The sequence below is a fragment of the Croceitalea sp. MTPC6 genome, from assembly GCF_036985525.1.
Lineage (GTDB): Bacteria > Bacteroidota > Bacteroidia > Flavobacteriales > Flavobacteriaceae > Croceitalea.
Window position 1 is genome coordinate 1 of the sequence record NZ_BTGR01000012.1, and the last position, 12533, is coordinate 12533.

Sequence of the window (12533 nt, forward strand, 5' to 3'; positions counted from 1 at the left end):
GTAACATCATCATCATCGATAATCGTATTTGTTGCAGTAGTATTCGCTGGAGTCGGATCAAGTGTTGCTATACTTCCACTTACTCCAGTTAAATTAATAATTACAGTCTCATTCAATTCATTTAAAACATCTTCTAAAACAGGAATTGTAATTGTGGCTGAAGTAGCAGGAGCAATAATAGTAACGGTACCACTTAAAGCCGTAAAATCCACTCCAGATGTTGCAGTACCCGCTACTGAATAAGTGACAACTGTGTTTACAGCTGTTGGTAATGTTTGAGTTACTGTAAGTATTCCATCGGTAACTACACCTACTCCATTTTCTGAACCATTTGTTGTATTTGCTATACTAACAGCTTGTCCAAAACTACTAGCAAAACAGAGTATAAAAAAACTTAAGAACGAAAAGAGCCTAGCATTCTCAAATACTGCGGAGATTAGTCTGTTATTCCTCGTGTAGGGCATTGTTATTTTCTTGATTGTCAGAAAAATACTATTATTTTAAGCTTGGTCGTGGGGTCATCAATATTACTAAAAAATCATGGCTTTATTATTTATTAAAAGACTAAATCCATGATTGCTAGATAAACTACAATAATTAACAGTTTTAGAAACTATTCTACGATTCCCGAACTGGTCTCAACATCATTAACAATCTTCCTAACTAATCCTTGCAGTACTTTACCTGGACCAACTTCAACAAAACAATTTGCCCCATCCTTAGTCATATTTTGTATGCTTTGCGTCCATTTTACAGGAGCGGTTAGTTGTGAAATCAAGTTTTCTTTTATCTCTTTAGAAACAGAAACTGCGGTAGTGGTCACATTTTGATAAATTGGACAACTAGGCTCACTAAAATTTGTGTTCTCTATTGCCGCAGCCAATTCTTCCCTAGCTGGCTCCATTAATGGAGAATGAAAAGCTCCCCCAACAGGTAACAACAAGGCTCTTCTTGCTCCAGCTTCTTTAAGTTTTTCGCAAGCAATATTCACCGCTTCAACCTCTCCTGAAATAACTAATTGACCTGGACAGTTATAATTTGCGGGCACCACTATGCCTGATATTTCAGAACATATTTGTTCAACAACTTCATCATCCAATCCCAATACTGCTGCCATGGTACTTTCTTGCTGTTCGCATGCTTTCTGCATGGCCAGTGCACGTTGCGTAACCAATTTTAATCCATCTTCAAAATTCAAGGTTCCATTGGCAACCAAAGCAGAAAACTCACCAAGAGAATGCCCAGCAACCATATCCGGCGTAAAATTTTCTCCCATTGCTTTGCTCAATATTACAGAATGAAGAAAAATAGCAGGTTGGGTAACCTTGGTCTGTTTTAAATCTTCTGGAGTTCCTTCGAACATAATGTCCGTAATAGAGAATCCTAAAATTTCATTTGCTTGTTCAAAAAGTTCTTGGGCTACAGCATGGTTTTCATATAAGTCTAAACCCATACCTACAAATTGCGCACCTTGACCAGGGAAAATATAAGCGTTCATAGTGTTATCTTAAGTTGGCCAAAAATAAGGATTTATCTTATTCTTAATCAATGAATATCCCTAAAGAATCAGGCTGCTAATTATCATCCTTAAACCAACCAGAATACATAACATAAGCATTGGCAATCCTATCTATTTCACCAGAACTTAATTCTGGGCTTACTTCTTTTATTTTTTTTGCTGGCATTCCTGCGTAAATTGCACCAGAGGGAACATGGGTTCCTTTGGTAACCACCGCTCCTGCTGCTATTATGGAGTTGCTCTCCACAACACAATCGTCCATAATTATAGCCCCCATTCCTATTAGAACATTGTCCTTAATAGTACAACCATGAACAATGGCATTATGGCCAATGGAAACATTATTCCCAATAACAGTAGGTGACTTTTTATAGGTACAGTGAACAACGGCCCCATCCTGTACATTTACTTTATTGCCCATTTTGATAAAATGCACATCCCCTCTAATGACTGCATTAAACCAAATACTGCATTGCTCACCAATTGTAACTTCACCAACTATAGTAGCATTCTCTGCTATAAAGCAATCATCACCTATTTCTGGTGATTTTCCATTTACAGGTTTTATCAACATAGTATATTCTTCTATTTAAAATATGAGAGTAAATCTGACTTTTTAGAAGCTGAAACCGAAAGTTCTTTTCCGTTTGATAATATTACACTCCCCCCTTTACCCTTTTTATACTTTTCTACCTCGTTTACATTGACCAAATATGATTTGTGAATTCTGGCAAACGAGAATTGTTTTAAAGCTTCTTCAAAATATTTTAATGTCTTGCTCACTACAATTCTTTTTTCTTCCAAGTAAATCTCGGTATAATTATCATCTGCTTTACAGAAAAGAATATCATTGACGTCCAAAACCTGAAAACCATCCTGCTGCGGCAACGTAATCTTACCATCTGCTTTTTTAAGCTTGGTTTGTAGTACCTTACCCTCCAAAGCATTTTCTTTCTCTTTTATTTCAACTACATAATCCACAGCTTTTACCAATTCATCAATATTAATAGGCTTCATTAAATAGTATGCAGCATGATTATTTAACGCGTCAATAGCATATTGGTTATAAGCCGTCACGAAAACAGTCTCAAAATTTCGATTTGGAACTTGGTCCAACAAATCAAACGCATTTCCAAAGGGCATTTCTACATCCAAAAAAACCAAATCTGGCTTTTGCTTAGCAATTAATTCCAATCCTTCTTTGATTGTCGCTGCTTCTCCTCGAACCTCAACATTCTTACAATATTTATTTAGGTAATCTCTTAGAATTTCCCTACTATTTGCTTCGTCCTCTACTATAATTGCTTTTAATTGCATCAATCTTTTTTAAGCTTTAAAATTACTTTTGTACCGGTCTCATCTTCCAATAAATCTGAAATTGTTACATCAACCTTGTTTTTATACATATCATTAAGAATAGCTATACGTTTTCTAATATTTCCCATTCCCTTTGACTTCTGCTTTTTCTGATTTTCAGTCTTTAATTTTGCTGATTTTTTTCTCCCTATTCCGTTATCTAAAATCTCTATCTGAAGCAAGGTACTCGTCAACTGTTCTACATTAATTTTTAAAAAGCCCTTTTCTTCTTTATAGCGTAAGCCATGCCAAATGGCATTTTCAATATAGGGCTGCAATAGCATTGGTGGGATTTCAAAGGAATCCATATCTATAGCTTCTGCAATATTAACCTCATAATCAAACTTGTCGGGAAAACGCGAATGCTCCAGTTTTACATACAATTCTAAAAGTTCCAACTCTTTTGAAAGTGGAATAAAATCTTCTTCTGAATTCTCCAAAACCGTGCGCATAAGCACAGAGAAATCGCTCAAAAATCGATTTGCATTACGTTCATCACTCTTTGCTATATAATTATTGACCGAATTGAGTGCATTAAAAATAAAATGTGGATTCATCTGCGTTCTGAGCGATTTTAAAGCCAGCAAATTATTTGCTAGTTTTTGTTGTTTATTGCTCCTATAATAAAAGAACGCAGCTAAGGCAAACAATAGCATCGCGAGTAACAAAGAATAAATAATCCATTTTTGTCTTTTGTTACTTTCTTCAAACAATTGCTGCTCCGTTAAGGCCAAACTATACTTACTTTGGGACAGTTGTCTTTCTTGTTCTAAACTGGAAATTCTATTTTGTTTTGTAGCTATTTCACGATTTAAACGTGCTGCCCTAGATATCTCTTGCTCCTTTCTAACATATAAAGTATCCACCAAAGCCACATAATTTTGATACGTATTGTAAGCTTTTGCAAAATCCCCTTTATACTCATATACTTCCGAAAGCTTTCTAGTAGCGTCTTTTTGAACTATTAAATCGTCTTCCGTACCAGCTTCAACAATACTCCTTTGCAAATATGGTATAGCTTCATTCAACTTATCCTGTGCTATGTAAGCACTACCAATTTTATAATTTATCCGCTGAGAGGTTATGGAATCTGCATCAACAATTCCCTTTTTCTCTGCAACTGCTTTTTTGGGCAGTTGTTTTAACTCGTCCAAGCTCTTTTTTCGAAGCTGAATTTCATCTCCAAAACGATTTGAGCTATTATAAAAGTCTGCAACTTTTTCATTTTCTTGGATAGAACGAGCAGGAGTCTCCTTTTTGGCAAGTTTTAAGGAATTATCAAAATACCCTTGTGCTTCAATTTCCCTATCATCTAACGCATAAGCATCCGCAATTTTTGAGTTTAAATCAGTCACCTTAGGAGTGACTTGATTTTTTTGGGCAATAGTCAACCCCTCTTGGTAAAATTCCAACGCCTCAGCTGTATTGCCCAAGCCTTTATGTGCATCACCAAACTGCTCATATAGCTGTATTCTTTGATAAGGCACCATTTTCCTTATCCTCTGTAAAGGTTTTAATTCTTCCAAAGCATTTTCAAATGCCCCGGTCTTTATGTATGCAAGCGCAAGACTTAATGTAGTTTTAGTATTTTTTTGAGTTTTTTGGGCATCTTTAAAATTGGTTATCGCCAAATCGTATTGTTTGTGGTACAAATAGATTTCACCAAGTGTCCTAAGCGAATTCACCAACGCTGTTTTGTTTGCATTACTTCCTAATTCTGATATAGACTGCGCAACAAAATCAATACTCTTTTCAATATCTATCTTTTTATAATGGTTGGCAGAATCCAAAAACATACTATGATTGGACAGTGCTCTAGAGCTTCTACTTTTGTTTTTTGATGATGCTGAATAGTTTTCAACTTGCACCCCAATTTCTTCGTCTGAAGTTATACGATGACGAACTGTTTCAAATTCTGGGCTTTCAAAAATCAACAAGTCACCAATACTTGCTCTGATCTTAAATTCACCTAATGCATTGGTTATGGCAAAACTTCCTTTGTCTGTAGAAACTTGAACTCCAGATATAGGTGCAAAGTCTTCCTTGCCCCTCACATAACCTTCTAATTCAAATGTAGGAGCTTGGTTTCTTACTTGAGAAAAACCACTCAGGGAAACCATAAAAACAACTAATAGTATGTATGTTTTTTTAAACATTTATGAGAATACTTAAAGTAAACTTAGTTGATTTGAGTGGTATTAAAAAATGCCAAACTCATCAAAAGCACTCTATTCTCAGTAGAAATACACCCTTTACGAAACCGAAATCTGATTATACTCATTGAAACACCCTGTTTGCTCATTCCAGATTTTTCTTTAGGCATAACAATCCTAGTTTTATCCCAGAAATTTAAAAGAAAATCATCATGAAAAAATTAAATTACATATTAACGATTGGGTTCTTTGCACTATCAATAGGCTCAACCTACAGTTGCAATTTAAAAGTTAAGGAACCAAAAAATGAGACTTTAATTGCTAAGGCGGTACTACCTGAGGACAAAAAGCCTGCTAAGCAGCATGTAAAAATAGCTTTGCTTTTGGATACCAGTAATAGTATGGACGGACTTATTAATCAGGCTAAATCTCAATTATGGGATATTGTTAATGAATTCACCTATGCAAAATGTGGGAATGAAACTAGACCAGATCTTCAAATTGCGCTTTATGAGTATGGCAATGACAATCTCTCATCTAGAGAAGGCTACATAAGACAAGTAATTAGCTTTAGTAAGGATTTAGATGAAATTTCAAAGAAATTATTCTCTCTAACTACCAATGGTGGTGAAGAATATTGTGGACAAGTAATCAACAGTTCTTTAAAGCAGCTCGATTGGGGTAAAAATCCAGATGACCTAAAAATGATTTTTATAGCCGGCAATGAGCCATTTACCCAAGGCAAGCTTAATTATGCAGATGCAGCAGAACAAGCCAAAGAAAAAGATGTTATTGTAAATACTATTTTTTGTGGAAACTATGACCAAGGTGTTGGCAGCAAATGGAAAAATGGTGCTGAATTGACAGGTGGAGAATATATGGCCATAGACCACAACAGACAAGTTGTACATGTAGCTACCCCATATGATGATATAATCATTAGATTGAACTCCAAATTAAACAAGACTTATATCAGTTATGGGTCGCTTGGAGCATCAAAAGTTGCAACCCAAGCTCAGCAAGATTCTTATGCTTATGAAGTGGCCGAGGAAGTAGCAGTAAAAAGAGCAGTGAGCAAAAGCTCTAGACTATATAATAATTCCAGTTGGGATTTAGTAGATGCAGCTGAAGATAAAGAGTTTGAAGTCTCAAAACTAAAAAAAGAAGATTTGCCAAGCGAGCTAAAAGGCAAAACAAACAAGCAGATTGAAACATATATTGCTGAAAAAAAAGCGGAGCGACAAAAGGTTCAAAAAGAAATTCAAGAACTAAATGCTAAAAGAAAAGCGTATATCGCCAAAAATCAAAAAGAGGAAAAAGGTGAACTCGAAAATGCATTGCTAACAGCAATTAAAAATCAAGCTGCGAAGAAAAATTACAAATGGGAGAAATAATATAAAATTGAATATAAAAACCAAGCCTATCAGCAATGATGGGCTTTCTTTAGTTGTTAGCTGCAGGACAGTAACAATCATATCGTTTTTCGTTACTCTGACCCACATCATATCCTAAAGTAATTTGATGAAAGCCTCCACTATCAAAACGAATGTCACCCGACTGGTAGGAGTAATTGTAGGAGAACATAAAGTTCTTATAGTTAACCCCAATTATTGGGGTGAAAAGTTGTAATCTTTGTTCCCCAAAAGTTCCATTCTGTATAAATTGGGCACCATCAAAACTTCTACGGTAAGATAAACCTCCCCATATAGTGGTATCATCACCTAAATCACGGTATGCTTTTGCGTTTATGTCTACAGATTTCTCTTCGGTAAACTCTGTGAGTTGAAAAAGTACTGAGGGTTCAATTCTTGTTCTTCCTTTCCCAAAAACATATCCTGCGGAAATTAAATAACGTCTTAAATTATCAATTACTGGAACGTTATCAGGGTCTGCCCTACCAATTCTGTATAAATTTCGTTGAGACGCCAATACATTCTGAACAGTAAAATGAGTGTAAAACTCAAAATAATTATAAGATACTCCCAAATCAATATTAAAATAACTCGCCGTGTTTTTAACCCCTGTAACAGCTGGATCTGGGTTTACAGACCTAAATTCTGTTTCATCTAAACTACTCAGCAATATGGTACCACTCAATCCAAAAGACAATTGGTTTAAGGTCCTAAAATCTCCTCCAAGTTGTAAATGGTGCGCATAGGTTGCTTTAAAACCAGATTGTGAATGAAAGCCGTTGGCATCATTAAAAAGAATACCTCCAATTCCACTATTTTGTCCTACTCTGTAATGGGCGTTAAAAGTTTGCAATGCTGGTGCATTTTCTACATCAAACCACTGTTTACGGGCAGTTAACCTTAGTTTTCCTCCCTCGCCAATACCGGCCATGGATGGATAGACTAAATAATAGTTGTCCGATAAATAATCAAAATATACTGGGATACCTTCTTGTGCTTTGGATTCAGCACAAAAAAAAGATATAAAAAGTAAGAGCAGTAGCAGACGTTTCATAAAGTGTTTGGGGCTATATATTCAGTTGCTAGATGATTAATCATATAGATAACGGTATAAAAGCTACATTATTATATCTATTCTAAGTGGCTTTTACTTCGTATTTTTGCTCAAATTTTTGCAATGAAAGAATACCACATTACCGTAATTGAAACTAACAATCCAGCAATACTAAAGTTTGAAGCTAATCATTTTTTAGTGAAGCAGAATTATGAGTTCAAAAATATTGATGAAGCCAAAAACTCTCCATTGGCACAGCAATTGTTTTACTTACCTTTTATAAAGACAGTATATATATCAGGGAATTTTATTGCTCTAGAACGATTTGATATTGTCACTTGGGAAGATGTGAAAGATGAGGTTGCGCAACAACTGGTCGAATACTTAAATGCAAATGAACCTGTTGTTATTGAGGAAGAGGTATCAAAAAAGACTGCAATTACCATTTATGCTGAGGTTACCCCAAACCCAGCAGTAATGAAATATGTGGCAAACAAAGCTATTGTACCGACTATTTTTGAATTTAAAAACATTGATGAAGCTAAAGATTCCGAATTGGCAAAACAGCTCTTTCATTTTCCTTATATAAAAGAAGTTTTTATAGACAAAAATTATGTTTCTGTAACTAAATATGATTCCGCAGAATGGTCGGACATATCTATGGAAATACGTGAATTTATTCGTGAGTACTTAGCTGACGGTAAAGAAGTAGTTTCCGAGGGGGCTTTGGCAAAAGAGGCAGAAAAAAGTTCAGAAACTACCTCTAAAACCATCTATGATGATACTTCGCAACAAATAATCGATATTTTAGAAGAATATGTAAAGCCAGCAGTAGCCAGCGATGGTGGCAATATACTTTTTCAATCTTATGAAGAAGACAGTAAAACTGTTAACGTAGTTTTGCAAGGGGCTTGTAGCGGTTGTCCCTCTTCTACCTTTACCCTTAAAAATGGCATAGAAACCATGCTCAAAAATATGATGGGAGACAAGGTTAATGAAGTTGTCGCCTTGAACGGATGATTTTTGCTTTTCTTTAAGCTAGTTCTTCTCTTTTATTTATTAAATTGAGAAAAATTATAAAATCATTAACTATGGCAATTTTAAAAGTAATAGAGGTATTGGCCAATTCTGATAAGGGTTGGGAAGACGCAGCTGCTAAAGCGGTAGCACAGGCATCAAAATCAGTAAAAAATATTCGTTCTGTTTATTTAAATGAACAAAGCGCAACGGTGAAAGATGGTAAAATCGATGACTATCGCGTAAACGTAAAAATTACGTTTGAGGTAAAGTAAATAGCATTTAAATTAATCAGCGTCCTTTTTTGGGCGCTTTTTTTATGTTTAAAAATAAGTATGCAAAGATTTTCTTCCATAATATTAGTTTTAGTATTCCTATTGAATGGTTGTGCCCAAAAAAAAGAAAAAATGAGCCATAAATACACCAACGCTTTAATTAATGAAACTAGCCCCTATTTATTACAGCATGCCCATAACCCAGTTAATTGGGAAGCTTGGCATCCAGAAGTTTTAAAAAAGGCAGAGGAAGAAAACAAATTATTATTGATAAGTATTGGTTACGCAGCATGCCATTGGTGCCATGTGATGGAGCACGAATGTTTTGAAGATGAGGAAGTGGCCAAAATGATGAATGAGAATTTCATAAACATTAAAATTGATCGTGAAGAAAGACCCGATGTAGATCAAATATATATGGATGCTATCCAAATGATGACGGGCAATGGTGGTTGGCCCTTAAACATCGTGGCATTGCCAGATGGACGGCCATTTTGGGGAGCTACATACCTTCCAAAAGACAGCTGGGTTAAATCCCTGACCAAATTAATAGAGCTTTACTCGAATGATCCAGACAAAATTATTGGTTACGCCAGTAATTTGGAAAAGGGAATACAATCCATAAATCTTATTGAAAATAAAGAGAATTCAGACGATTATTCTCTTGAGCAACTTAATGGTGCGGTAGAAAACTGGTCAACTTACTTTGACACTTTTTTAGGGGGGTATAAACGAGCCCCAAAGTTCATGATGCCAAATAATATGGACTTTTTATTGCATTATGGTACTTCACAAAATGATGAAAAGGTTTTAGAATATGTGAATACTACATTAACAAGAATTGCATATGGTGGAATCTTTGACCATGTGGGTGGAGGTTTTTCGCGCTATTCCGTAGATACGAAATGGCATGTTCCACATTTTGAAAAAATGCTTTATGACAATGGGCAACTGGTAAGTCTATATTCCAAAGCTTATGCTGTTACCAAAAATAAGCTTTATAAAAAAGTTGTAGAAGAAACTATTGCATTTGTACTTGATGAATTAGCTGATGAAAATGGTGGGTTTTATTCTTCTTTAGATGCGGATAGTCTTGATGAAAATGGTGAGTTGGAAGAAGGCGCTTATTATGTTTGGACCAAAGAGGAACTTCAACGATTATTAAATGACGATTTTGAACTCTTTAAAGATTATTTTAATATCAACTCCTATGGGGAATGGGAAGAAAATTATGTTCTAATTCGTGATAAATCTGATGAAGAAATAGCTGAAAAATACAGTATAGGTGCAGATGAACTCAATAAAAAAATTAAGCTGAATCTTAAAACCTTAAAGGAAGAAAGAGCCAAACGCGAAAAACCTAGGTTGGATGATAAAATATTGACTTCTTGGAACGGATTAATGCTTAAAGGCCTTGTAGATGCTTATCGTTATCTTGAAAACGAATCCTATTTAAAATTAGCTTTAAAAAATGCAGCTTTCATTGAAAAAGAAATGAAGAAAGCTGATGGTGGGCTTTATAGAAATCACAAAAAGGGGGAAAGCAACATTAATGGGTTTTTAGAAGACTACGCGACTATTATTGAAGCCTATATTTCACTCTACGAAGTTACTTTTGATATTAAATGGCTTGAAAATGCTCAAAAACTAACCGACTACTGTACTCTTCATTTTCAAGACAATAAGAGTAAGTTATTTTATTTCACTTCGGAAGAAGATGACTCTTTAATTAGAAGAACTATAGAGACCAACGACAATGTCATCTCCGCTTCTAACTCTATTATGGGTAAGAATCTGCTAAAACTACATAAAGTTTATATGAATAAAGGGTATGGGGAATTAGCAAATCAAATGCTTAAAAACATTCAAAGTAATTTTGATGAGAGTGCCCAAGGGTACTCCAATTGGTTACATTTAGTTCTATATGAAAATCTTAATTTTTACGAAATAGCAATCGTAGGGGAAGATTATAAAAAGTTGGGCAAAGAGCTTTCAAAAAACTACTTACCAAACAGTATTTTAGTGGGTTCAAAAAAAGAAGGGGCTATTGATTTGCTTAAAAGCAGGTATAATGAAGGAGAAACTTTAATTTATGTTTGCATAGAAGGTACTTGTAAGCTTCCAGTGCAAACTACCGATGAAGTGTTAAAACAACTTTAAAATTAAGAGAAACATTAACCTAAGTTTAAATCTACTTTTTTGATTTAAGCTTTTACTTTTTCTAAGTTATCCCCATAACTATAAAACAAATATGAAAGAATTAACCAATTACCAAGAACATATTGATAAAGCGATAGATTGGATATGGAATATTATTCCAGATTTAATTCTGGCCACTATTTTATTTATTGTAGGATTATGGATAGTAAGATTTATAAATCGCATGGTCCGTAGATTTTTCAACAAGAAAGATTACGACCCAGCTTTAGAAACATTCCTACAGAGTTTTATAAATATTGCATTAAAAGTAATTTTAGCAATATTAGTTGTCACTCAACTTGGAGTAAAAACATCTTCGCTGGTAGCAATGTTAGGTGCTGCAGGTTTAGCAGTAGGACTAGCATTACAGGGTTCGCTTGCAAATTTTGCTGGTGGTGTGCTCATCCTGTTATTTAAACCATTCAAAATAGGAGATTTTATCTCTGCACAAGGAGTGGACGGTACTGTTAAGGAAATCTCTATTTTCCATACAAAGTTAAATACGTTTGGAAACCAAGTTGCAATATTACCAAATGGACAATTGTCTAATGGAAACGTTATTAACTATAATGCAGAACCCATAAGAAGGGAAAATTATACTGTAGGTATTGGTTATGGTTCCAATATTAAAACTGCAAAAGAAATATTGCTTAAAATCTGTGCTGATAATGAGCATATTTTAGAAGAACCTGCGCCGGAAGTTTATGTCGGTTCTTTAGGAGACAGTTCTGTAAACTTGTCGTTACGCTTCTGGGCTAAAAATGAGGATTTCTGGCCTGCTAAGTTTTTTGTACATGAGGAGTCCAAACTACGTTTTGATGATGCAGGGATTGAAATTCCATTCCCACAGCGGGTTATGCACAGTATAAAAAACTAAGCTTTTTTGGTCTGAAGGATAAAATCTTTTAGATAATAAGGTTCGAAGTAGGCTACATCTTCAAAGTCGTTTACTTCGAATTTTTTTTGCGATAGTTTTGCCATTTCTTTTGAAGATGGAATAACCTCCTTATGGAATTTAAAATTCGGATGGTCTAATAACGTCTCAATTTTTTCCGCTCCACTTCCTAAAAAATGAACTTTTTTGTAGCCAGAAAACTCCTCAAACGAATTTTCATCTATAACCTCAGCTTTAGTTTCTCTTATTTTATGGTGAGAATGATTAAAAACACAAGAATAAACTTCCATCCTTCTAGCATCAAGAACAGGAATAATAACTTCGTTAGGTTCCACTTTTATTTGATGGGACATACTCTCCAGTGTTGGAATAGAAATTAAAGGCAAATCCAATGAAAAACACAATCCTTTAGCTGCAGATACTCCTATTCTTAAGCCAGTATATGAACCTGGACCTTTGCTTACAGCTATGGCGTCAATATCTGCAAATGAAAAAGAAGCCTCTTCTAAGGCTTCTTTTATGAATATGTGTAATTGCTCTGAATGTGAATAATTAGGCGTATTTTCCTCTTTAACACTAACTAGCTTACCATCTACGGAAATGCTAACTGAGCAATTTGTTGTTGCAGTCTCTAAGTTTATTATTTTGGTCAT

Annotated in this window: 12 protein-coding genes; 5 read left to right on the forward strand and 7 right to left on the reverse strand. The window is 34.9% G+C overall.

Translation table 11 applies throughout. The annotated features are described in order from the left end of the window. The 5 genes from AACP56_RS16530 to AACP56_RS16550 form a co-directional block, all read right to left on the reverse strand. Window positions 1-464 (reverse strand): Calx-beta domain-containing protein (locus tag AACP56_RS16530; RefSeq protein WP_339338520.1); only part of this gene is annotated, 464 nt, incomplete at its 3' end. A gap of 149 nt (window positions 465-613) precedes the next feature. Continuing rightward, entirely contained in the window at window positions 614-1498 is an 885-nt protein-coding gene (gene fabD / locus AACP56_RS16535) for an ACP S-malonyltransferase (protein WP_339338522.1), read from the reverse strand. A gap of 76 nt (window positions 1499-1574) precedes the next feature. Continuing rightward, the gene (locus AACP56_RS16540) at window positions 1575-2093 is read right to left on the reverse strand and encodes a gamma carbonic anhydrase family protein (protein ID WP_339338524.1); all 519 of its coding nucleotides are present in this window, start codon (window positions 2091-2093) and stop codon (window positions 1575-1577) included. A gap of 11 nt (window positions 2094-2104) precedes the next feature. Next, window positions 2105-2836 (reverse strand): LytR/AlgR family response regulator transcription factor, encoded by a 732-nt coding sequence (locus AACP56_RS16545; RefSeq protein WP_339338526.1) that lies wholly within the window; start codon window positions 2834-2836, stop codon window positions 2105-2107. Next, entirely contained in the window at window positions 2836-5031 is a 2196-nt protein-coding gene (locus AACP56_RS16550; protein ID WP_339338528.1) for a tetratricopeptide repeat-containing sensor histidine kinase, read from the reverse strand. The genes AACP56_RS16545 and AACP56_RS16550 overlap by 1 nt, the downstream gene beginning before the upstream one ends. Window positions 5032-5240: 209 nt before the next feature. Here AACP56_RS16550 and AACP56_RS16555 point away from each other — a divergent pair, with 209 nt between their 5' ends. Next, window positions 5241-6422 carry a vWA domain-containing protein gene (locus tag AACP56_RS16555; protein WP_339338530.1) on the forward strand — a complete coding sequence of 394 codons (1182 nt, stop codon included), beginning with the start codon at window positions 5241-5243 and terminating at the stop codon, window positions 6420-6422. A gap of 49 nt (window positions 6423-6471) precedes the next feature. Here the strand turns inward: AACP56_RS16555 and AACP56_RS16560 are convergent, their stop codons facing one another. After that, complete coding sequence (locus AACP56_RS16560; RefSeq protein ID WP_339338532.1) at window positions 6472-7494, reverse strand: PorP/SprF family type IX secretion system membrane protein; 1023 nt, start codon at window positions 7492-7494, stop codon at window positions 6472-6474. Between the two features lie 123 nt (window positions 7495-7617). Here AACP56_RS16560 and AACP56_RS16565 point away from each other — a divergent pair, with 123 nt between their 5' ends. The 4 genes from AACP56_RS16565 to AACP56_RS16580 all read left to right on the forward strand — a co-directional run bounded on the left by AACP56_RS16565 (window position 7618) and on the right by AACP56_RS16580 (window position 11862). Next, the gene (locus AACP56_RS16565) at window positions 7618-8514 is read left to right on the forward strand and encodes a NifU family protein (protein ID WP_339338534.1); all 897 of its coding nucleotides are present in this window, start codon (window positions 7618-7620) and stop codon (window positions 8512-8514) included. Between the two features lie 71 nt (window positions 8515-8585). Beyond that, on the forward strand, window positions 8586-8786 hold the full coding sequence (locus AACP56_RS16570; protein WP_339338536.1) for a dodecin family protein: 201 nt from the start codon (window positions 8586-8588) through the stop codon (window positions 8784-8786). Between the two features lie 132 nt (window positions 8787-8918). Beyond that, entirely contained in the window at window positions 8919-10946 is a 2028-nt protein-coding gene (locus tag AACP56_RS16575; protein ID WP_339338539.1) for a thioredoxin domain-containing protein, read from the forward strand. Window positions 10947-11037: 91 nt separating this feature from the next. Beyond that, window positions 11038-11862 (forward strand): mechanosensitive ion channel family protein, encoded by an 825-nt coding sequence (locus AACP56_RS16580; protein ID WP_339338541.1) that lies wholly within the window; start codon window positions 11038-11040, stop codon window positions 11860-11862. Here the strand turns inward: AACP56_RS16580 and tsaB are convergent. Then, window positions 11859-12533 carry a tRNA (adenosine(37)-N6)-threonylcarbamoyltransferase complex dimerization subunit type 1 TsaB gene (gene tsaB / locus AACP56_RS16585; protein ID WP_339338543.1) on the reverse strand — a complete coding sequence of 225 codons (675 nt, stop codon included), beginning with the start codon at window positions 12531-12533 and terminating at the stop codon, window positions 11859-11861. The genes AACP56_RS16580 and tsaB overlap by 4 nt on opposite strands.